A 20,745-nucleotide genomic window follows, 5' to 3' on the forward strand; every position below is an offset into this window, starting at 1 on the left:
AAAGGCGGGCGGCTGGGCCATCGGCGGCACGAAAGGCAAGGCGCGTGGCGTCAGGTCGAACGGCTTTGGTGCCATCGCCGGCTTCGCCATAGCCGGAGCCGCCATCGGCCTCGGCTGCTGCAGGAAGGCGGGCGGCTCGGCCATCGGCGGCACGAACGGCAGGGCACGCGGTGTGAGATCAAACGGCTTGGGCGCCATCACAGGCTTTGCCATCACAGGAGCGGCCATCGGCTTCGGCTGCTGCAGGAACGCCGGCGGCTGAGCCATCGGCGGCGTAAACGGCAGCGCCCGCGGCGTCAGGTCAAACGGCGTCGGCGCCATCGCCGGCTTTGCCATCACCGGAGCGGCCATCGGCTTCGGCTGCTGCAGAAACGCAGGCGGCTGAGCCATCGGCGGCACGAACGGCAAGGTCTTGCTGAACAGGAAGCCGGGCGCACTCGCCGGCATCGGCGGTTTCACAAGCGCACCGGTGATCCGCCGCAGCGAAACCCGGCGGTTTGCCGACGCGGAGCGTTTCGATGGCACCTTGAGGAAGCGCTCGCCATAGCCAACCGCAAGGAGAGCCGCCGCCGGCACACCGAACTGCCGGATAAGCGTAATCCGCACCTGCTCCGCGCGACGCTGCGACAGCACCTCGTTGAAGGCCGCCGGCCCCGCCGCATCCGTGTGCCCCTCGATCAGAAACAATTCACCGGCATTCCTGGCAAGCATCGCCTTGATGGCATCCGACGCCGCCTTCAGCGCATCGCGCGAGCGCCGGTTCAGCCGATCGGATCCCGAGCGGAAGAACACCCCCGACAGATCGAGAACCGGATAACGATCCCGCACGGCATCGTTCCTGATGATTTCGGCCAGCATCGCGCCCGGCATCGGCGACGCATTCGCGGCCTTGGTCAGCCCCGCGACGATCGAGCTTGCATCGGCGGTTGCTGCAAAAGCAGGCGCGCACGACGCAGCGGCAATGCCGGCGCCAAGCGCGACCCCATAAAAGACATTGGGAATAAAAACCCGTCCTGTCATACCGTTCCCCCTCGCGTTCACTCTCGGAACGCACGAAAAGAAGATACGGACGCCAGGGCGGCTGGCGCCTGCGAAATAGCGGCAAGTGCGAATAGAACATTACCATCGATTCGTGTCGCCGCGACCAAGCGTCACGAAACACGCCGATGTCAGAACCGGGCCAGCGCAGCTATCTGGCGCACGAAACCCGCCCCCTCTCACTGAAATCTGCGGGGGAAAACGCATCAACAAGCTGAAATATTTGAATGAAAATCGATTAACTGAATTTGGGCTAATGCGATCCCGGCGACGCCGGGACCGCTTGTTTCGTCACCAAAAGACTCAGTCGAGCACCTTCGTCAGCGTGAAGACGCCGCGCATTTCGCCGACGCTGAAACCACGCGCCTTGTCCTGCGGATAGAGCTCGGCGAGCTTTTCCTCGGTCATCGCGTTTACCTCGGCGCCGCCGTGACAGTCGAGACAGACTTCACCGGTCGGGATCGCCTTGACCAGATGGAAGACACGCTTGCCGCCTTCTTCCACGATCCCGGCCTTGGCCATGGTCTCGGCCTTTTCGCCGCCGGCCTGACGGGCGAGGAAATCCTCGATCGCCGCGGCCGTGAAGGCATCGGGGGCGTTCTTCGGATTGCGCAGCTTGTGGCTCGAGCGCGCCACGGTCCAGCCGGAGCTTGCCGAAACCTTGGCAGCGATTTCCGGCGCCTCGGTATTGCACACGCTGATCGCCTTGACCGGCCCGCCTTCCTTCAATGCCGTCTTCAACGCACCCTTCAGCGCGCCGCCGAATTCCATGATCGCCGCCTTGCCTTCCTTGCCGAGCGCCGCAGTGTCCTCTGCAACCGCCGGAACAGTCAGCACCAACGCCGCCACTGCGGCCGCTACAATCTTGCGCATCATTTCTCCTCCAGAATAGCCAACCGGCAGATGCCGGCCACGTCGTGTCCCGCGCGAAGGATACACGGGAATTTCGGCATGCGAAGTCGGCCATGGGGAAAAACGCCGGCGGCATTGTCGCATCAGGCGGCGTCGGGCTGCTCCGACCATTGCTTCCACGTCAAGCTTGGGCCGCCTTCGCTTTGTCCGCCGGCAGCCGCGCGAGCAGAACACCGCCAGCGACGATTAGGATCGAACCGGCAAGCGTGACCCCGGTCGGGATCTCGCCAAAGAAGACCAGCCCGATGAAGCCGCCGAAAATGATCCACGAATAGGTTACCGGCCCGACAACAGAGATCGGCGCCCGACGGAAGCCGAGGATCGTCAGATATTGCGCGAAGATGGCAAACGGCCCGAGCGCGAGAAAGGCGAGAGCCGACACGCTCAACCCGCCCTGCCAGTTGGCGAGTGCAGGCGCCGCCATGATCAGCATCCCGAAGAAATTGACGAAAAAAAGCACCGAGAGCGGCCGTTCCGCGAGTGAAAGCAGCCGGATCAGCACACTTTCGAAGGCAATCAGCAGGGCGCCGAGAAAAGCGAGCCCGGCGGCGGCAAGATAGGCCCTGTCGAGAGCCGGCCCGCCGGCAAAGGCGCCATTGCCGAAGGCGACGATAGCTGCGCCCGCGCCGCAGATCGCGATCGCCCGCCAGTGGCGCGCGGTCACCAGTTCGCCGAGAAACACGATGCCGAGGATCACCGTCAGGAAACCTTCGGTCAGCCCGATTGCAGACGCATCCACCACCGGCATCAGCGCCGTCGCCTGAATAGTGCAGACGCCGCCGAGCGACCCGCAGGCCGCCCGCGCCGCGTGGGTCGCCAGACGCCGGGGCGAAACCCGAAGAACCGGCACGGCGTGCAGGGCCACCAGGAACGAGACCACCGCAAAGCCGCTCACATAGCGCAGAAACAGGATCTGATAGGGCGAGTAGAAATTGCCGGTGAGCTTGCCCGTCGCGTACTGGAAGCTGAATAACGCCGTGCTGCCGGCAACGAACAGGATCGCCGCGAGGTAATTTTCAGAATTCGGTTTTGTCATTCTGCTAGTCTGCACTCCGCACACGCCAAGACTCCGACATTTCCAATGCTGGACTAGCCCTGGCCGCGACCGTACACAAACGCGTTTTTCACGCCCTTGGATGAGAAAAACTTATGCAAAACACATCGAGTGTCGCGGCCACCATGCCCCTGCGCGCAATGCGCGCCTTCGAGGCGGCAGCACGGCTGGGCAGCATCAAGGACGCCGCCGATGCGCTGGGCGTCACACCCGCTGCCGTCAGCCGCCAGATCCAGACGCTCGAAGCCTGGCTGGAAAGCGACCTGTTCCGCCGTAGCCACAACGCCATCGAGCTGACCGAAGCGGGTGCCGCACTGTTCGCCGATATCTCACCGCCATTGGCGGCGCTGGCAGCTGCTGCCCGACGCGCGCGGCGCGGTACGAACGAGGTGGTCGCAGCCATCGGCATCACCTTCGGCACCCGCTGGCTCATCCCCCGTCTCGGCGATCTGCGGGCGCGTCATCCAAACATGCAATTGCGCCTCAGCACCCGCGACACCGGCCTTGCCGAGCCGCCGGACATGGAAGCCGATGTGGAAGTGCGCTACCGGCGCGAACCGGATCGGCACGCTGGCGATGTGCCGCTATTCGCCGATCACAGCATCCCGGTCTGTGGCCCCGCGCTGCACGCAGCCCTCGCCCAAAATCCTGCCGACGACTGGCGGCGCCACCCGATTGTCAGCGCAACGACCGATGATTGGGACTGGCGGAGCTGGTGCCGGGCAGCGGGTGCAGATTTCGACCGGCTCGATGCGGCCCACCGCCTCGACACTGACAACGCCGCGACCGAGGCTGTCATCGCCGGGCTCGGCATCGCACTCGTCACGGTGCCGCTCGCGCTCGACGCCTTGCACAATGGCCTACTTCATCCCGTCCCCGGTACCATCGCGGTCCATCTTGGCACCTATTGCCTCACCACCCGCCGCCGTGAACCGCGCGCAAGTGTACGCGCCTTTGCTACCTGGCTCGAAAAAGCCGCCGCAAAAAGTGCCGCCGAGACACACGAGTTTCTGAAAAAACGCGGCATCACTTGCCTCCCGGATGGTCCGCCGGAGGCTTGAATTCAGGTACCGGGGAGTCTTCGGCGGCCACCGTCACCCGGCGTCCGCAAACGCCGCGAGATCGACCGGCCGGCGCCGCGACCCCCATGTTCCCGGCTCGGCTTCGAACACCCCGGCAACCGTCGTGCCGCATTGCGGACAGACGCCGCCCTCGCCCATGCGATAGGCGCCGATCGTATAGCCGTCGCGCTCGATCAGCCGTTCGCCGCAATGCGGACAATAGGTAGACTGGCGTCCGACATCGCGGACATTGCCGGTATAGGCGTGATGAACGCCGTTCTTCAGCGCGATCCGCCGCGCCCGCGCCAGCGTCGCGAACGGCGTCGGCGGAATGTCGCGCATGCGGTAGTCGGGATGGAAGGCGGAGAAGTGCAGCGGCACGTCGGGCCCAAGCTCCTTCACCACCCACCGCGTCATGACGTCGAGTTCCTCGTCGGAGTCGTTGAGGCCGGGAATGAGCAGCGTGGTTATTTCGAGCCAGACATCGGTCTCGTGGTGCACATAGCTGAGCGTATCGAGCACCGGCTGCAGCTCGCTCTTGGTGTGCATGCGGTAGAATTCTTCCGTGAAGCCTTTCAAATCCACATTCGCGGCATCCATCACCGAGAAGAAATCCGGCCGTGACTCATCCGTCAGATAGCCGGACGTCACCGCCACCGTTTTGATGTTGGCCTCGTGGCAGGCCGCCACGATATCGCGGGCATATTCAAAGAAGATGATCGGGTCGTTGTAGGTGAAGGCGACAGAGCGGCAGCCAAGTTCCTTTGCCGCCCGCGCGACCGTCTCCGGCGTCGCCATCGACTGCATGCGGTCCATTTCACGGCTGCGCGTGGTGTCGTGGTTCTGGCAGAAATTGCAGGCGAGATTGCAACCCGCCGTGCCGAGCGAAAGGATCGCCGTGCCCGGCAGGAAATGATTGAGCGGCTTCTTCTCGACAGGGTCGATGCAAAAGCCCGACGAGCGGCCATAGGTGGTCAAAACAATCTGATCGTTGAGCCGCGCCCGCACGAAGCACAACCCGCGCGCGCCCTCTTTGAGCTTGCAGTAACGCGGGCACATCTCGCATTGCACCCGCCCGTCATCGAGCATGCGCCAATAGTCGGTCGGCACCACACCGGCCCGTTCCGACGGCTCCAGTTGCACGAATTCTGTCATGATGGACCTCCCGCCGCGGTCTTCTTCTCTGGACCGGTCCGGTGGAAATCAGTGCCTCCACCCCCCATATATGGGGAGAAATTCCTTGTTTCCCAACACTGGAACCTGGCGGCGCGGAAAACAAGAAAGAAAGCCGGCCAAAAACAAATTCTGATTTTCGGTTTTTTACCGGTTGGGCATCATTTCATGCCTAGGCTGACGATTATGGCGAACGAAACCGACATCCAGATTGTGAGGGCACCGCAGGTCGCCGGGTACTTCTATCCCGACGATACCAAGCGTTGCGCGACCATGGTCGAGGCCGATCTTGCGGCGGCTGCCGATATCGGGATCAGCCATCCGAAGATCATCGTCGCGCCCCATGCGGGCTATATCTATTCCGGCCCGATCGCCGGCACCGCGTACCGGACTCTGGAAGACAGCGCGGACACGATTTCGCGCGTCGTTCTTGTCGGTCCGGCCCATCATGTCCCCTTCGAGGGCCTGGCGACCAGCAGCGCCGACGCCTGGGAAACCCCGCTCGGCACCGTGCCGATCGATCGCCAGAGCATCCGCAAGCTGCAGGCCGTCGAATGCTTCCATGTCTGCGACAAGGGCTATGCCAACGAGCACAGTCTCGAGGTTCACATCCCGTTCCTGCAGACCGTGCTGAAATCCTTCTCGCTGGTGCCGATTCTCGTCGGCAACGCCACCGCCGATGCGATCTCCCAGGCGCTCGACATCATCTGGGGCGGTCCGGAGACGCTTATCGTAATTTCTTCCGACCTCAGCCACTTCCATGAGGTCAATACCGCCCGCGCCCACGACACCAAGACGCGCCACGAGATCGAAATGCTCAAGGGCGAGTCGCTGACCGGGCGCGATGCCTGCGGCTATCGCGGCATCGCGGCTGCGCTGAAGCAGGCCCGCAAGCGCGACCTGCGCGTCACCGCGCTCGACGTGCGCAATTCCGCCGATACGGCCGGCACCCCCGACCGGGTCGTCGGCTACGGCGCATTCGCGATGGAATACGCGGCCGACGCACATCTCTGCGCCGCCGACCGCACCACGCTGGCAAATGCCGCCTACCGGGCGCTGGAAGAAGCGATCGCCACCGGCAAGCCGCCGGCCCTGCCCGCGGAGACCCCGTCGTCGCCCGCACTGGCCGCCATCCGCGCGACCTTCGTCACGCTGACCATCGGTGGCCATCTGCGCGGCTGCATCGGCAGCGTCGCCCCGCATCGTCCGCTACTCGACGATGTCATTGCCAATGCCTACCGCGCCGGTTTCGCGGATCGACGCTTCTCGCCGTTGACCATGGACGAACTGAGCCGGCTCGACATCGACATTTCGATCCTGTCGCATCTGCGGCCGATCACCTTCGAAAGCGATCGCGACCTGATCGCCCAGCTTCGCCCCGACATCGACGGGCTGGTCATCGAGGACGGTGACCGCAAGGCCCTGTTCCTGCCGAGTGTCTGGAAAAGCCTGCCCGAGGCGGACAGTTTTCTCGCCCGCCTGAAAGCAAAGGCCGGCCTGCCGCCGAGCCACTGGTCGGACAGCCTGCGCGCCTACCGGTTCACAGCCGAGTATTTCGAGGCGGCCCGGCCGGCACCCACCACCGCTACGCCGCAGATCGCTGCGGGCGATCCGGCAGAAACCGCGCACTCTCTTTGATCACGAAGTCGCGTAGCGCTTCCGCCGCCGGCATCATCTTCTTGCTCTTGCGCTCGACCACGAACCACTGCCGCACCACCGGCAGGCCCGTTACGTCGAGTTCCGCCAGCCGTGCATCCGACAATTCATAGGCGACCGTGTGCGCGGAAATGAAGGCAATCCCGAGCCCGGCCATCACCGCCTGCTTGATCGTCTCGTTGGAACCGATCTCCATGCCGACCTGCGGCTGGATGTCGGCTTCCGCCAGCCGCCGCTCCATCAGCATGCGCGTGCCCGAACCCGGCTCGCGCACCAGAAACGTCTCATCGGCCAGGTCGCTCAGCGCGAGGCTGCGACGATTTGCCAGTGGATGGTCCGGCGCTGCGATAATGATGTGCGGATGGTCGCCAAGCACCGTCCGCTCGACCTCCAGACCCTCCGGTGGACGCCCCATCACGGCGATGTCGACCGCATCCGTTTCGAGCGCCGACAGGATCTCGCCGCGGTTGCCGACGATGAGCCGCACATCGATATCGGGATGCGCCCGGCTGAAGGCGCCGAGCGCGTGCGGCGCGAAATATTTCGCCGTGCTGACCACGCCGACTGTCACACGGCCGCCGCTGAGCCCTTGTAATGCACTGATAATATGGCCGCATTCATCAAGCGACGCATCGATGCGCGCCGCTGCATCGAGCAGCGCCTGACCGGCCTCCGTCGGCTGGAAGCGGTCGCCGACACGCTCGATCAGCGGCAGTCCGGCCGCCGTTTCGAGCACCCGGATCTGCGTCGTCACCGCAGGCGGCGTAACGTAGAGAGCACGCGCCGCGCCGGTGATCGTACCGGTCTGCACGACCTGCTGCAGAGCACGCAATTGCTTGAGTGTGAGACCACGCATAGTTTTCACATTTTTTTAAAGGCAGAACACATTTATTAAATTTACTTTCCCAGAACCTGTCGTCAAGGTCTGCCGGCATGGCGCCGAAAAGACGCCTCCTGTCGCGATTGCAATACGTCACATCGTATTTCAGGCAGGAATAAAATATACGCAACGTCAGGGAATGGTCTGGCGACAAGCGGCACGCACGTATTAGCCGGGCCTCCATGATCCGGCATGCGTTGACGGGAGGACGATGAGATGGAAGGCATGGTCAGCCTTAAAGAATATCTCGACCAGTGGGCAGGCGCTGACGAATTGCGCAAGGGCATTGCGCAGACGATCAAGGGCATTGCCGCCGGCGGTCACGCGATCTCCGAGCTGATTTCGGCCGGCCCGCTGGCCGGTGCGCTTGCCGAAGTGCTCGGCGAGAACATCGGCGGCGACGCGCAAAAGGCGCTCGACCTGCGCTCACACGATCTGATGCTGGAAATGCTGGCCGACACGCCGGTTGCCTGGTTCGGCTCCGAAGAGGCCGACGATCCCGTCGCCATCCATCCCGACACCGGCACAGTGGTCGTCGCCATGGACCCGCTCGACGGCTCATCCAACATCGACACCAACGTCTCCGTCGGCACCATCTTCTCGATCCTGCCGGTGCAGCCCGATTCCGATCGCGGCCCGCTGACCGACCTGCTGCAGCCGGGCACCGAGATCCTCGCCGCCGGCTTCATCGTCTACGGTCCGCAGACCGCGCTGGTGATCAGCCTCGGCGAAGGCACGCTGATGTTCACCCACGACCACAACAGCGGCAAATTCTTCATCACCAACGACCGCGTCGACATTCCGCGCGAGAAGAAGGAATACGCCATCAACGCGTCGAACTACCGGTTCTGGGAAACTCCGATCCGGACCTATATCGACGATTGCGTTGCCGGCGTCGAAGGCCCGCGCGAAGCCAACTTCAACATGCGCTGGGTCGCCTCGCTGGTGGCCGAGGTCTACCGCATCATGGTTCGCGGCGGCATCTTCCTGTACCCGCGCGACCGCCGCAAAGGCTATGAGGACGGCCGCCTCCGCCTCGTCTACGAATGCAATCCGATTGCCTTCGTCGTCGAGCATGGCGGCGGTCATGCGACCGACGGCGAGCACCGCATTCTCGAGATGAAGCCGACCGAACTGCACCAGCGCAGCCCGCTGGTCTTCGGCTCCGTCGACAAGGTCGATCTGGTTACGCGCTACCACAAGGAACCGCATGCCATCGCAGAGCGCTCGCCGCTGTTCGGCAATCGCGGCCTTCTGCGCAGCGGCGACTGAGGTCATCGCATTGGATTTCGGCCGCCGCGCCGCGATGTGCGGCGGTCGCAGCAGAATAATCAACGCCTCCGCGAGACCGACAAGGCATGGAGGCATTCCGGGTAGAGAAACTTCGAGGGACGGGAACCATGTCCACCAAGCATCCGATCATTTCGATCACCGGGTCGTCCGGCGCGGGAACGTCGTCCGTCAAGGCGACCTTCGAGCAGATCTTCCGCCGCGAAGGCATTGACGCAGCCTATATCGAGGGCGACGCGTTCCATCGCTTCGATCGTGCCGGCATGAAAGCCGAGATGCAGGCGCGCACCGAGGCCGGTGACCAGACCTTCAGCCATTTCGGCCCTGAGGCCAATGAGCTGCAGAAGCTGGCGGAAGTCTTCCGCACCTATGCGCAGACCGGCGGCGGCGAAACCCGCCACTACGTCCATGACGACCGCGAAGCCGACCTGTACGGCGTGCCCCCGGGACACTTCACCGACTGGACGCCGCTGCCCGAGAACACCGACCTGCTGTTCTACGAAGGCATGCACGGCGCCGTCATCACCGACAATGCCAATGTCGCCGAGCACAGCGACCTCAAGATCGGCGTCGTGCCGGTGATCAATCTCGAGTGGATCCAGAAGATCCACCGCGACAAGGCGGCCCGCGGCTACACCACCGAAGCCGTCACCGACACCATCCTGCGCCGCATGCACGACTACGTGAACTACATCTGCCCGCAGTTCACCGAGACCGACATCAACTTCCAGCGCGTTCCGACAGTCGACACCTCCAACCCGTTCGTCGCCCGCTGGATCCCCACCGCCGATGAATCAATTGTGGTTATCCGCTTTAAAGACCCGCGCGGTATTGATTTCTCCTACCTCCTGTCGATGATCCACGACAGCTACATGTCGCGTGCCAACTCGATCGTCATCCCCGGCGGCAAGCTGGATCTCGCCATGCAGCTCATTCTGACGCCGCTTATTCTGAAACTCGTCGAACGCCGCCGCCGCGCAGCCTGATTCTCGAGGGAGCGAAACCGCAATGAAGACCTTCACCGAAAGCTATGTCCGCGCGCCTGCAAGCGAAGGCGCCGCCGGCACCGCCGTCGACCAGCGCACCATGGCCAACGCCCTGCGCGCACTCGCCTTTGACGCCGTGCAGAAGGCCAATTCGGGCCATCCGGGCATGCCGATGGGCATGGCCGACGTCGCCACCGTGCTGTTCACCAAGTTCATGAAGTTCGATCCGAAGGCGCCGAACTGGGCCGACCGCGACCGCTTCGTGCTGTCCGCCGGCCACGGCTCGATGCTGCTCTACGGTCTCCTGCACCTGACCGGTTATGAGGACTTCACCCTCGAGGAACTGCAGAACTTCCGTCAGCTCGGCGCCAAGACCGCCGGCCACCCGGAATTCGGCCACGGCGCCGGCATCGAAACCACCACCGGCCCGCTCGGCCAGGGCATTGCCACCGCCGTCGGCATGGCAATTGCCGAAAAGATGCTCGCCGCGCGCTACGGCAACGACATCGTCGACCACCACACCTATGTGATCGCCGGCGACGGTTGCCTGATGGAAGGCATCAGCCACGAGGCGATCGACCTTGCCGGCCACCTCGGTCTCGGCAAGCTCGTCGTGCTGTGGGACGACAACTCGATCTCGATCGACGGCGCGACCTCGCTGTCGACCTCGATGGATCAGATGAAGCGCTTCGAAGCCGCCGGCTGGTCCGTGCGCGCGGTCGACGGCCATGACGCCGAGGCCATCGAAGCCGCGATCGCCGCAGAGCAGATGAGCGACAAGCCCTCGCTGATCGCCTGCAAGACGGTCATCGGCTACGGCTCGCCGAACAAGCAGGGCACCGCTGCCACGCATGGCGCACCGCTCGGCGACGACGAAATCGTCGCCACCCGCGAGGCCCTCGGCTGGCCGCATGGCCCGTTCAAAATCCCGGCCGACGTGCGCGATGCCTGGCTCGCTGCCGGCGCCGCCAGTGCCGAAGATCATGCCGCCTGGAGCGATCGCGTCGCCGCCATGTCGGCTGACCAGCGCACCGCATTCGAAGATGCCATGGCCGGCAAGATCCCGGGCACGGCCGACGATGCGCTCATCGAACTGCGCGCCAAGTTCGCCACCGAAGCACCGAAGCTGGCCACCCGTCAGTCGTCGCAGAAGACGCTGGAAGTGCTGGTGCCGGCAATGGCCAACATCGTTGGCGGCTCCGCCGACCTGACCCATTCGAACCTGACCGTGGTCAAGGGCCAGCCGTCGGTCACGCCGAGCGATTTCTCCGGCAACTACATCCACTACGGCATCCGCGAACACGGCATGGCAGCGGCCATGAACGGCATCGCACTGCATGGCGGCATGGTGCCCTACGGCGGCACTTTCCTGGTCTTTGCCGACTACTGCCGTCCGGCGATCCGCCTTGCCGCGCTGATGAACCAGAGGGTCATCTACGTCTTCACCCACGACTCGATCGGTCTTGGCGAAGACGGCCCGACCCACCAGCCGGTCGAGCATCTGGCCAGCCTGCGCGCGATTCCGAACCTCAACGTCTTCCGCCCGGCGGACGCGGTTGAGACCGCGGAAGCCTGGCAGGCAGCGCTGCATGCCGACGGCACTCCGTCGCTACTGGCACTCTCCCGTCAGGGTCTACCGACGCTGCGCGCCGCGCCGACCGACGAGAACCTGACGCAGAAGGGCGGCTACGTCCTCAAGGACGCCGAAAACCGCGACGTCACGCTGATCGCCACCGGCTCCGAAGTCGCTCTGGCGCTTGCCGCCTCCGAGCTGCTCGCCAAGGAAGGCGTCAAGGCCGCCGTCGTCTCGATGCCCTGCTTCGAACTGTTCTACGCCCAGGATCAGGCGTATCAGGATGCCGTTCTCGGCACCGCGCCGCGTGTCGGCGTCGAGGCCGCCATTCGCCAGGGCTGGGATCGTGTTCTCGGCTGCGAGGGTGCCTTCGTCGGCATGAACGGCTTCGGCGCCTCGGCTCCGGCCGGCCAGCTCTACGAGCACTTCGGCATCACGGCGGAAGCCGTTGCCGGCGAAGCCCGCAAGCTTCTCGGCTAAGTCCGTCTGCGACATGCGGAACGCCCCACGGCGCTCCGCCGCCGGCCAACGCGAAACGGCCGGCACGGAATAAATTCGCCAAAACCCGTACCGTCCCGGATTGGACGGATGCGTTTCAGGCGATAGATATGGACCCGATGGGGCGGCCGCCCCGTAACCGACAAAGGGAGAGTAGCGATGGCTCGCATTTCGCTCCGCCAGCTTTTGGATCATGCTGCCGAATTCGGCTATGGCATGCCGGCGTTCAACGTCAACAACATGGAACAGGTGATCGCGATCATGGAGGCCGCCCGCGCGACCGACGCGCCGGTCATCCTGCAGGCGTCGCGCGGCGCCCGCTCCTACGCCAACGACATCATGCTCGCCAAGATGATCGAGGCGGCCGAGATGATCTATCCGGAAATCCCGATCTGCGTGCATCAGGACCACGGCAACTCCGAATCGACCTGCCTCACCGCCATCCAGCACGGCTTCACCTCGGTGATGATGGACGGCTCGCTCGAGGCCGACGCCAAGACCCCGGCGTCCTACGAATACAACGTCGACATCACCAAGCGCGTCGCTGACATGGCCCACTGGGTCGGCGCTTCGGTCGAAGGCGAACTCGGCGTTCTCGGCTCGCTGGAAACCGGCGAAGGCGAGAAGGAAGACGGCCACGGCTTCGAAGGCAAGTTGAGCCACGATCAGCTCCTGACCGACCCGGATCAGGCCGTCGACTTCGTCGCCAAGACCAAGGTCGACGCGCTGGCGATTGCCATGGGCACCTCGCACGGCGCCTACAAGTTCACCCGCCAACCGGACGGCGATATCCTTGCCATGAACGTGATCAAGGAAATCAACCAGAAGCTGCCAGACATCCACCTCGTCATGCACGGCTCGTCGGCCGTTCCGCAGGACCTGCAGGACATCGTCAACGAGTTCGGCGGCGACATGCCGCAGACCTGGGGCGTGCCGGTCGAGGAAGTGCAGGTCGGCATCAAGTACGGCGTGCGCAATGTCAACATCGACACCGATTGCCGCCTCGCCATCACCGGCCAGGTGCGCCGCGTTCTGACCCAGAACAAGGCCGAGTTCGACCCGCGCAAATATCTGAAGCCGGCTCTCGAAGCCATGCAGAAGCTGTGCCACGAACGCTACGAGCAGTTCGGCGCCGCGGGCATGGCCTCCAAGATCAAGGTCATCCCGCTGTCGCAGATGGCCAAGCGCTACGCTGCCGGCGAGCTCGACCCGAAGATCGGCGTCGCCGCGGCCGCCGAATAAGGCTTTACGCAAACTGAGTGTCCCGGCCTTCGGGCCGGGACGCGACGGTCAAAGAACCGGGCTGCGTCCGATTCCCCGGGCGCGGAAGAGAAAATGATGTTTCGCGCCCGCCGACCTGCCACACCGACAGGTTTTAAGGGCGACGATCGGGAGGTGACCCCATGACCAGCGCATTCAAGATCGCTCCGTCCATCCTGTCGGCCGATTTCGCCCGCCTTGGCGAAGAAGTCGCGGCCATCGACCGCGCCGGCTGCGACTGGGTCCATGTCGACGTCATGGACGGCCACTACGTACCCAACATCACCATTGGTCCCGACGTCGTGAAGGCGCTGCGCCCGCACACCGACAAGGTGATGGACGTCCACCTCATGATCGCCCCGGCCGATCCCTATCTCGAGGCTTTTGCCAAAGCCGGCTCGGACATCATCACCGTGCATGCCGAAGCCGGTCCGCATCTCGACCGCTCGCTGCAGGTCATCCGCGGGCTCGGCAAGAAGGCCGGCGTATCGCTCAACCCTTCGACGCCCGAGAACGTCATCGAATACGTCCTCGACCGCCTCGACCTCATTCTGGTGATGAGCGTCAACCCGGGCTTCGGCGGCCAGGCCTTCATCCCGTCGGTGGTCGAAAAGATCCGCCGCATCAAGCAGATGATCGGCGACCGCCCGATCGACATCGAGGTTGATGGCGGCGTTTCGCCGGCAACCGTCGCCGAGGTCGCTGCTGCCGGTGCCAACGCGCTCGTCGCCGGCTCCGCCGTCTTCAAGGGTGGCACCGAAGATCACTATCGCGCCAATATCGAAGCGATCCGCGCTGGCGCGGAAGCCGCTGTTCGATAAGGCGTCGGGGGAGCGTCGGGCGGCCATGCCGACAAACGTCAGCCGCCCGGCTGCCCTCCTCTTCGATGTCGACGGCACCATTGCCGAGACCGAGGACGCGCATCGCCGCGCCTTCAATCAGGCCTTCGCCGATTTCAACATCGACATTGTCTGGGACCAGAAGATGTACCGCTCGCTGCTGGCCGTTGCCGGCGGCAAGGAGCGCATCCGCCACTATCTCAGCAAACACGAACCAGAGCGGATCGCGGCGATTTCCCCGCAGGTCGATGACCTGCACGCGGTCAAGACCCGCCACTTCCGTGATCTGGCCGCCGCCGGCGCCATCGCGCTACGCCCCGGCGTCATGCGGCTGATGGCCGAGGCGCGAACTCATGGCATTCCGATCGCCATCGCGACCACCATGACCCGGCCCTCGCTCGAAGCGTTGTTCACGCCGATTCTCGGCCCCGGCGCGCTCGACCGGTTCTCCGCGATTGCCACCGGCGACCGTGTCGAAGCGAAGAAACCCGCTCCCGATATCTACCTGCTCGCGCTGTCGACCCTTGGCCTTGCCGCCACCGACTGCGTCGCGCTCGAGGATTCCCATATCGGCGTGACCGCCGCCCGTAGTGCCGGCCTTCCGGTGATCGCGACGCCATCGCTCTACACCGACCATGACGATTTCAGCGCCGCAACGACAGTGCTATCCGATCTCGGCGAACCCGGCGCCCCCTGCCGCCACATCGCCGGCAAGGCGTTCCCCGGTGACATCGTGACAGTCGACGCGCTGACCGCCTGGATGGGCGCCTGAGAACCGCCACAAGCCGTGATACACTTCCGCGACTCGCCCCTTTCAGGAGCCTGCCGCGTGTTGAACCATCTTCCTTTCCAGATCCGCCTCGCCGCAATTCTCGGCATCGCGCTCGCCGCGCTCACCTTCGCTGCGCCCGCTAATGCCGCCTCGCGCGACGCGGTCGAACGCGATTTCCGCACCTGGTTGGAGCGAGAGGTCTGGCCGGATGCAAAGGCCAAGGGCGTCTCGCGCGCGACCTTCCAGAAAGCCGTCGGCGATATTCGGCTGAACTGGAAACTGCCGGACCTCGCGCCTCCTGGCTCGAAGCCGAAGCCGAGCGGCGGCGGGCAGGCAGAGTTCGGCAGCCCGGCCCCCTATTTCAGCCAGAAGCGGCTCTCTGGCCTTGCCAGCGCCGGTCGTGCCCGCATGCAGAAATGGGACACGACGCTGACGGCGATCGAAAAGCGCTACGGCGTGCCACGCCGCATCATCGTCGCCATCTGGGGCCGCGAGTCAGGCTATGGCGGCGCGAAAATCCCCTATGACGCGGTCGAATCGCTCGCCACCCTCGGCTTCATGGGCGCCCGCAAGAAGTACTTTTACCCCGAGCTGATCGCCGCGCTGCAGATCCTCGAGGAAGAGCATATCGGCCACGCCCAGCTGAAAAGCTCCTGGGCCGGCGCGCTCGGCCAGCCGCAATTCCTGCCCTCGAAGTTCCTGCTCTACGCGGTCGACTTCGACGGCGACGGCCGGCGCAACATCTGGACCTCGGTGCCCGATACGCTTGCCTCCATCGCCAACTACCTGCGCGCCCATGGCTGGCAGCCGGGCCGCGACTGGGGTTTCGAAGCGGTCATCCCGACCTCCGTCTCCTGCTCGCTCGAAGGCCCGGATCTCGGCATGACGGTTGCCGACTGGGCGGCGCGCGGCGTTACCCGCGTTGCCGGGCGAAAGTTCCCGTCGGGCGAGCTCGGAAAAACCGGTTTCCTGTTGATGCCGGCCGGTCGCGCCGGCCCCGCCTTCATCGCCACGCAGAATTTCTACACGCTGAAATATTACAACGAATCAGACCTTTACGCCCTCTTCATCGGCCACCTCGCCGACCGTTTCTATGGCGACAAACCCTTCGTCACGGACTGGAAACCGGTCAGCGGCCGCTTCCGCCGCGCCGACGTGCAGGTCATGCAGAAACGGCTGATCAAGAAAGGCTACGACGTCGGCGGCGCCGACGGGCTGGTCGGCTTCAAGACCCGCCGTTCGATCGGCGCCTGGCAGGAGAAAAACGGCCGCGCTGCGACCTGCTTCCCCGATTCCGACGTGGTGAAGGCCATCCGCTGAGGGGAAGGTTTTCAGTCCGGAGCCAGTTGGTGCGCACTGCCTTCGCGCCGTGCCCTCCCCGTCACCCCGGACGTGATCCGGGGCCTATTGCCCCTCTCAGCATGGTATGCGGGGAGAGGCTCCTGCACGCACTCTGCCCCACTCACCACCGCTTCCGATCTCGGCAAACGCCATCGGATGCCGGATCAAGTCCGGCATGACGGCGGAAAGGTGATCGACAGAATGGAGCTCCGTTCTATTCGGAAGCGCCTTCCCCCTACCTTTTCGCCCCGAGAAGCGCGGCGGCGATCGCCGAGCACAAGGTCGCGGCGGCGTAGAACCAGATGCCCGGCAGGGTGACGGCCGCGGCCAGTCCCGTCGTCTTGGCGGCAAAGATCGCCAGCGCCACCACCATCACGTCCATCATCGACCATTTGGAGACGGCGGCGAGCGCACCGAGCGAGCGTCCGCGCCCGTTGCCGAAGGCTGTGAAGAACAGAAGCACCAGCTTGAAGGCGGGAAAGACGATTGAAAAGGCGCCGATGACGACCGCCAGAACCCAGTCGTCACCCTCCGCGAGCCCCGAAACGATCTGCAGCAGCGTCGGCGTTTCCTCGAAGAAATAGAGCTTCTCGAACCGCGCCAATGGCAGCGTCAGCCCGAGGCCGAACGAAAACGCCGCAATCAGCAGCAAGAGGGGAAGCACCAAGCGCATGTCGTCTCTCTCCGATTCCGCTTGCGATGATCTTGCCAGACCTTGCCCGCCATGTGACACAACGAAAGACGACAGACCAGCGAGGAGCCGCCCGCATGTCGACCGGAACGCATGAATACGCCGACGATCCGCGCAACGCGAATATCCTGATTTCCGTCAACGGCGATTTGGTGCCGCGCGACAAGGCCGTCGTCTCGGTGTTCGATTCGGGCTTCATCCTGGGTGACGGTGTCTGGGAGGGCCTGCGCGTCGTCGATGGCCGCATCGCCTTTCTCGATGATCATCTCGACCGGCTCTATGTGGGGGCAAAGGCGCTCGATTTCGACATCGGCCTGACAAAGGCGGAAATGGCCGCCCGCCTGTTCGACTGTCTGGACGCCAACGGCATGGACGGCGACGGCGTCCATATCCGCCTGATGGTGACGCGTGGCGTCAAGGCGACGCCCTATCAGGACCCCCGCGTGACGATCGGCGCGGCGACCGTCATCATCATCCCCGAATACAAGAACCCGTCGGACGGCGTCACAGCCAATGGCGTGCGCCTCTACACCGTCGCGCAGCGCCGCACCGCGCCCGACATGCAGGACCAGAAACTCAATTCGCATTCGAAGCTGAACTGCATTCTCGCCTGCATCCAGGCGACCAAGGCCGGCGCCGACGAAGCGCTGATGCTCGACCCCGACGGCTGCGTCGCGACCTGCAATTCAACCCATTTCTTCATCGTCAAGAACGGCGAGGTGTGGACCTCGGACGGCGTCTACTGTCTCGGCGGTATCACGCGCGGCAACGTCATCCGCGTCTGTCGCGAGGCCGGCATCCCGGTCTATGAGAAGCGCTTCACCCTGTTCGACGTCTATGGTGCGGACGAAGCCTTCGTCACCGGCACTTTCGCTGGGCTCGCCCCGGTCGTCGAGGTCGATGGCCGCACGATCGGCGAGCGCACCGACGCGGACGATGCAACAGGGCCGGTGACCCGCCAGCTGCGCGCGCTCTACAAGGACCTCGCGCGGCGCGAGGCACGCGGCCGCTGACGCCATGCTCTCGATCCGCGACCTCAGGACCAAGCTGCTGACCGTCCCCGCGCTCGACGTGGAAGCCGGCGAATGCGTCGCGATCATGGGGCCGTCGGGCTCCGGCAAGAGCCTCATCCTGCGCGCCATTGTCGATCTCGATCCGAACGAGGGAGATATCACGCTCAATGGCGACAGCCGCGCCGACTGTCCCGCGCCTGAATGGCGACGGAAGGTCGGCTATCTGGCAGCGGAAAGCGGCTGGTGGGCGGATACGGTCGGCACCCACTTCGCCGACAAGGAAGCCACACTTCCGTTCCTTGAGGCTCTCGGCCTGAAAGAAGAGGCGTTTTCCTGGGAACTGACGCGGCTCTCGACCGGCGAAAAGCAGCGCCTCGCGCTCGCCCGCATGCTCGCCGGCCGGCCACCGGTGCTGCTGCTCGATGAGCCGACCGCAGCACTTGATCCCGAAAATGCCGGCAAGGTCGAAAGGCTGCTGCAATCGCTCGCCGACGAAGGCACGGCCATCGTCATCGTCACCCACAGCCCGGATCAGGCGACGCGCCTCGCCTCGCAGATCTGGCGCGTCGAGGGCGACAAGCTGTGCCGACAGAACGGCGACCAGGCAAGCGCGGAGACGGCCTGATGGACAGCACCTATCTCCCGCTCACCTATGTCGACGTGGCGATTGCCGCCGGTCTCGTGATCCTCAATGCCGCGCTCTCGATCGCGCTGGAGCTCGGGCTCGCCCGCCGCCTGCTGCTTGCGGCGGCGCGTATGACCGTTCAGCTCGTCCTCGTCGGCCTCGTACTGAAAACCCTCTTTGAGATTTCCTCGCCCTGGCTAACGGCGGCGGCGGCGTTGTTCATGGCGCTGGTCGCCGGGCGCGAAATCCTCGCGCGGCAGGAAACGCCTCTGTCCGGCAGCTGGGGATACGGCATCGGCACCACCAGCATTCTGATCGCCGGCTCGCTCGTCACCATCTTCGGCCTCGTCGTTCAGATCGGGGAAGATCCCTGGTACGCACCGCGCTACGCGCTGCCGCTGTTCGGCATGATCCTCGGCAATGGCATGACCGGCATCGCGCTCGGCCTCGACACACTGACCGCGCAGGCCCGCCGCGAACGCGCCGCCATCGAGGCCAATCTCTGCCTCGGCGCCACCCGCTGGCAGGCGATGCGCCCGTTCATCCGCCGCGCCCTGTCGACCGGCATGATGCCGATCATCAACGCCATGTCGGCGACAGGTGTGGTCTCCCTGCCCGGCATGATGACCGGCCAGATCCTGTCCGGCGTCGCACCGACCGAAGCCGTCAAATACCAGCTTCTGGTGATGTTTCTGATCGCCGGCTCGACGGGCCTCGGCGTGCTCGGCGCGGTCTACGCGACGGCATTGCGCCTGACCGATCCACGCCACCGCCTGCGCCTCGACAGGCTCAGGGCAAAAACCGAATAGGACAGCGGAGACAGACAAATGAGCGACGACGCCATCCGCATCGCCATGTGGTCCGGACCGCGCAACATCTCGACCGCGATGATGCGCTCCTTCGAGAACCGCCCCGACGCCATCGTCGTCGACGAGCCGTTCTATGGCGCCTATCTCGCCGAAACCGGTCTGAACCATCCGATGCGCGAGGAAATCCTCGCCGCCCACGAGACCGACTGGCAGAAGATCATCGACAGCCTGCTGGCGCCGCTGCCCGCCGGGCGCACGGTCTTCTACCAGAAGCAGATGCCCCACCACATGGTGGTCGATATCGGCGACGAATGGCTCGATCCCCTGCGCCACGCGTTCCTGATCCGCTCGCCGGAAGCGGTGCTTGCCTCCTACAGCATCAAGCATGCGGAGGTAGGGCTCTCCGATATCGGCTTCGTCGAGCAGGCAACCATGTTCGAGCGCATCGCCGAGCGCACCGGCAAGGCGCCGCCGGTCATCCTCGGCCGCGATGTGCTGGAAAACCCGCGCGCAGCCCTCACCGCCCTGTGCGGGACCCTCGGTATCCCGTTTCGGGAGGAGATGCTCGCCTGGCCGGCAGGCCGGCGCAACACCGATGGCGTATGGGCCGCGCACTGGTACGGCTCTGTCGAGGCCTCGACCGGTTTCGCGCCGCCGATGCCGGAAGCCGGCTACGACGACCTGGACGACCGGTTGAAAGCGATCGCCGACGAGGCCCGCCCCTATTTCGAACGCCTCGCCGCCTATCGCATTCAGGTCTGACGCCGCCGGGCCGACCAAGCGTCCAGACACCGCCGGATACGCCCATTCCCTTGGCTTTCGCGGCTACGACTGCTACTGCTGGCACTGCAGGGGTGCAACTTGTCTTTCAAAGGGACGGAGACAAACGCATGGAATCCCTGCTTCCTCTTATCATTCAGCTCGTGTCCGGCGCCGTCGGCGGCAACGTTGCCGGCGCGCTGTTCAAGAACATCAATCTCGGTACGCTCGGAAACTCGATTGCCGGCATCGTCGGCGGCGGGCTCGGCGGCCAGATCCTTTCGGCCGTGCTCGGCGGCGCCATGCCGGCTGCCGGCGGCATGGATGTCGGCTCGATCGTCAGCGCGATTGCCGGCGGCGGCGTTGGTGGCGGCGTGCTGATGGCGATCATCGGCATCATCCGCAAGGCGATGGCCAAGTAACCACGGCAAACACAATCACGCGCACAACGAAAACGCCGCCCGAAGGCGGCGCTTTCAGATACGAATGCGGAAAATCACCCGGACGGGATCGTG

At 64.6% G+C, this 20,745-nt stretch carries 20 protein-coding genes; 14 read left to right on the forward strand and 6 right to left on the reverse strand.

The annotated features are described in order from the left end of the window. From C0606_16890 to C0606_16900, 3 genes are all read right to left on the reverse strand, one after another. Positions 1-1,020 (reverse strand): hypothetical protein (locus tag C0606_16890; GenBank protein PLX35779.1); only part of this gene is annotated, 1,020 nt, incomplete at its 3' end. Between the two features lie 321 nt (positions 1,021-1,341). Continuing rightward, on the reverse strand, positions 1,342-2,061 hold the full coding sequence (locus C0606_16895) for a glutamate synthase (protein ID PLX35780.1): 720 nt from the start codon (positions 2,059-2,061) through the stop codon (positions 1,342-1,344). 10 nt (positions 2,062-2,071) lie between these two features. Next, on the reverse strand, positions 2,072-2,986 hold the full coding sequence (locus tag C0606_16900) for an EamA/RhaT family transporter (GenBank protein PLX35781.1): 915 nt from the start codon (positions 2,984-2,986) through the stop codon (positions 2,072-2,074). A gap of 113 nt (positions 2,987-3,099) precedes the next feature. Between C0606_16900 and C0606_16905 the strand changes: the two genes are divergently transcribed. Continuing rightward, entirely contained in the window at positions 3,100-4,065 is a 966-nt protein-coding gene (locus C0606_16905; GenBank protein ID PLX35782.1) for a hypothetical protein, read from the forward strand. A gap of 33 nt (positions 4,066-4,098) precedes the next feature. Here the strand turns inward: C0606_16905 and amrS are convergent, their stop codons facing one another. Next, entirely contained in the window at positions 4,099-5,220 is a 1,122-nt protein-coding gene (gene amrS / locus C0606_16910; protein PLX35783.1) for an AmmeMemoRadiSam system radical SAM enzyme, read from the reverse strand. Positions 5,221-5,406: 186 nt separating this feature from the next. Here amrS and C0606_16915 point away from each other — a divergent pair, with 186 nt between their 5' ends. Beyond that, complete coding sequence (locus C0606_16915; GenBank protein ID PLX35784.1) at positions 5,407-6,876, forward strand: extradiol dioxygenase; 1,470 nt, start codon at positions 5,407-5,409, stop codon at positions 6,874-6,876. Here the strand turns inward: C0606_16915 and C0606_16920 are convergent. Beyond that, positions 6,824-7,750 (reverse strand): LysR family transcriptional regulator, encoded by a 927-nt coding sequence (locus C0606_16920; protein ID PLX35785.1) that lies wholly within the window; start codon positions 7,748-7,750, stop codon positions 6,824-6,826. The genes C0606_16915 and C0606_16920 overlap by 53 nt on opposite strands. A gap of 240 nt (positions 7,751-7,990) precedes the next feature. On the opposite strand from C0606_16920, the gene C0606_16925 reads away from it, so the two are divergent. The 7 genes from C0606_16925 to C0606_16955 all read left to right on the forward strand — a co-directional run bounded on the left by C0606_16925 (position 7,991) and on the right by C0606_16955 (position 16,312). Then, entirely contained in the window at positions 7,991-9,046 is a 1,056-nt protein-coding gene (locus tag C0606_16925) for a class 1 fructose-bisphosphatase (protein PLX35786.1), read from the forward strand. Positions 9,047-9,174: 128 nt separating this feature from the next. Further along, positions 9,175-10,050, forward strand: a complete 876-nt coding sequence (locus C0606_16930; protein PLX35787.1) for a phosphoribulokinase — start codon at positions 9,175-9,177, stop codon at positions 10,048-10,050. Between the two features lie 22 nt (positions 10,051-10,072). Further along, positions 10,073-12,103 carry a transketolase gene (gene tkt, locus C0606_16935; GenBank protein PLX35788.1) on the forward strand — a complete coding sequence of 677 codons (2,031 nt, stop codon included), beginning with the start codon at positions 10,073-10,075 and terminating at the stop codon, positions 12,101-12,103. 177 nt (positions 12,104-12,280) lie between these two features. Continuing rightward, positions 12,281-13,363: a fructose-bisphosphate aldolase class II gene (locus C0606_16940; protein ID PLX35789.1), complete on the forward strand. Its 1,083-nt coding sequence runs from the start codon at positions 12,281-12,283 to the stop codon at positions 13,361-13,363. Positions 13,364-13,524: 161 nt separating this feature from the next. Continuing rightward, positions 13,525-14,202: a ribulose-phosphate 3-epimerase gene (locus tag C0606_16945; protein PLX35790.1), complete on the forward strand. Its 678-nt coding sequence runs from the start codon at positions 13,525-13,527 to the stop codon at positions 14,200-14,202. A gap of 25 nt (positions 14,203-14,227) precedes the next feature. Continuing rightward, positions 14,228-14,992 (forward strand): haloacid dehalogenase, encoded by a 765-nt coding sequence (locus C0606_16950; GenBank protein PLX35791.1) that lies wholly within the window; start codon positions 14,228-14,230, stop codon positions 14,990-14,992. Positions 14,993-15,073: 81 nt separating this feature from the next. Continuing rightward, on the forward strand, positions 15,074-16,312 hold the full coding sequence (locus C0606_16955; protein ID PLX36005.1) for a lytic murein transglycosylase: 1,239 nt from the start codon (positions 15,074-15,076) through the stop codon (positions 16,310-16,312). 256 nt (positions 16,313-16,568) lie between these two features. On the opposite strand, the gene C0606_16960 is transcribed toward C0606_16955, so the two are convergent. Beyond that, on the reverse strand, positions 16,569-17,006 hold the full coding sequence (locus C0606_16960) for a paraquat-inducible protein A (protein PLX35792.1): 438 nt from the start codon (positions 17,004-17,006) through the stop codon (positions 16,569-16,571). A gap of 95 nt (positions 17,007-17,101) precedes the next feature. Between C0606_16960 and C0606_16965 the strand changes: the two genes are divergently transcribed. The 5 genes from C0606_16965 (at position 17,102) to C0606_16985 (ending at position 20,652) form a co-directional block, all read left to right on the forward strand. Continuing rightward, positions 17,102-18,037 (forward strand): aminotransferase class IV, encoded by a 936-nt coding sequence (locus tag C0606_16965; GenBank protein ID PLX35793.1) that lies wholly within the window; start codon positions 17,102-17,104, stop codon positions 18,035-18,037. Positions 18,038-18,041: 4 nt separating this feature from the next. Continuing rightward, positions 18,042-18,662: an ATP-binding protein gene (locus C0606_16970; GenBank protein PLX35794.1), complete on the forward strand. Its 621-nt coding sequence runs from the start codon at positions 18,042-18,044 to the stop codon at positions 18,660-18,662. After that, entirely contained in the window at positions 18,662-19,471 is an 810-nt protein-coding gene (locus C0606_16975; GenBank protein PLX35795.1) for an iron export ABC transporter permease subunit FetB, read from the forward strand. Before C0606_16970 ends, C0606_16975 begins: the two co-directional genes overlap by 1 nt. A gap of 45 nt (positions 19,472-19,516) precedes the next feature. Further along, positions 19,517-20,233 carry a sulfotransferase family protein gene (locus C0606_16980; GenBank protein ID PLX36006.1) on the forward strand — a complete coding sequence of 239 codons (717 nt, stop codon included), beginning with the start codon at positions 19,517-19,519 and terminating at the stop codon, positions 20,231-20,233. Between the two features lie 128 nt (positions 20,234-20,361). Further along, positions 20,362-20,652, forward strand: coding sequence for a hypothetical protein (locus tag C0606_16985; GenBank protein PLX35796.1), 291 nt, complete (start codon positions 20,362-20,364; stop codon positions 20,650-20,652). The last annotated feature ends 93 nt before the right edge of the window (positions 20,653-20,745 follow it).

Source organism: Hyphomicrobiales bacterium (assembly GCA_002869065.1).
GTDB lineage: Bacteria > Pseudomonadota > Alphaproteobacteria > Rhizobiales > Rhodobiaceae > Rhodobium.

What these genes read in the sequence shown, in the direction of transcription:
- C0606_16965 (PLX35793.1), top strand. Translation starts at nt 17,102, where the DNA reads ATGTCGACCGGAACGCATGAATACGCCGACGATCCGCGCAACGCGAAT.
- C0606_16925 (PLX35786.1), top strand. Translation starts at nt 7,991, where the DNA reads ATGGAAGGCATGGTCAGCCTTAAAGAATATCTCGACCAGTGGGCAGGC.
- C0606_16915 (PLX35784.1), top strand. Translation starts at nt 5,407, where the DNA reads ATGCCTAGGCTGACGATTATGGCGAACGAAACCGACATCCAGATTGTG.
- C0606_16945 (PLX35790.1), top strand. Translation starts at nt 13,525, where the DNA reads ATGACCAGCGCATTCAAGATCGCTCCGTCCATCCTGTCGGCCGATTTC.
- C0606_16980 (PLX36006.1), top strand. Translation starts at nt 19,517, where the DNA reads ATGTGGTCCGGACCGCGCAACATCTCGACCGCGATGATGCGCTCCTTC.
- C0606_16975 (PLX35795.1), top strand. Translation starts at nt 18,662, where the DNA reads ATGGACAGCACCTATCTCCCGCTCACCTATGTCGACGTGGCGATTGCC.
- C0606_16985 (PLX35796.1), top strand. Translation starts at nt 20,362, where the DNA reads ATGGAATCCCTGCTTCCTCTTATCATTCAGCTCGTGTCCGGCGCCGTC.
- C0606_16970 (PLX35794.1), top strand. Translation starts at nt 18,042, where the DNA reads ATGCTCTCGATCCGCGACCTCAGGACCAAGCTGCTGACCGTCCCCGCG.
- C0606_16960 (PLX35792.1), bottom strand. Translation starts at nt 17,006, where the DNA reads ATGCGCTTGGTGCTTCCCCTCTTGCTGCTGATTGCGGCGTTTTCGTTC.
- C0606_16950 (PLX35791.1), top strand. Translation starts at nt 14,228, where the DNA reads ATGCCGACAAACGTCAGCCGCCCGGCTGCCCTCCTCTTCGATGTCGAC.
- C0606_16940 (PLX35789.1), top strand. Translation starts at nt 12,281, where the DNA reads ATGGCTCGCATTTCGCTCCGCCAGCTTTTGGATCATGCTGCCGAATTC.
- tkt (PLX35788.1), top strand. Translation starts at nt 10,073, where the DNA reads ATGAAGACCTTCACCGAAAGCTATGTCCGCGCGCCTGCAAGCGAAGGC.
- C0606_16920 (PLX35785.1), bottom strand. Translation starts at nt 7,750, where the DNA reads ATGCGTGGTCTCACACTCAAGCAATTGCGTGCTCTGCAGCAGGTCGTG.
- C0606_16905 (PLX35782.1), top strand. Translation starts at nt 3,100, where the DNA reads ATGCAAAACACATCGAGTGTCGCGGCCACCATGCCCCTGCGCGCAATG.
- C0606_16895 (PLX35780.1), bottom strand. Translation starts at nt 2,061, where the DNA reads ATGGTCGGAGCAGCCCGACGCCGCCTGATGCGACAATGCCGCCGGCGT.
- amrS (PLX35783.1), bottom strand. Translation starts at nt 5,220, where the DNA reads ATGACAGAATTCGTGCAACTGGAGCCGTCGGAACGGGCCGGTGTGGTG.
- C0606_16930 (PLX35787.1), top strand. Translation starts at nt 9,175, where the DNA reads ATGTCCACCAAGCATCCGATCATTTCGATCACCGGGTCGTCCGGCGCG.
- C0606_16900 (PLX35781.1), bottom strand. Translation starts at nt 2,986, where the DNA reads ATGACAAAACCGAATTCTGAAAATTACCTCGCGGCGATCCTGTTCGTT.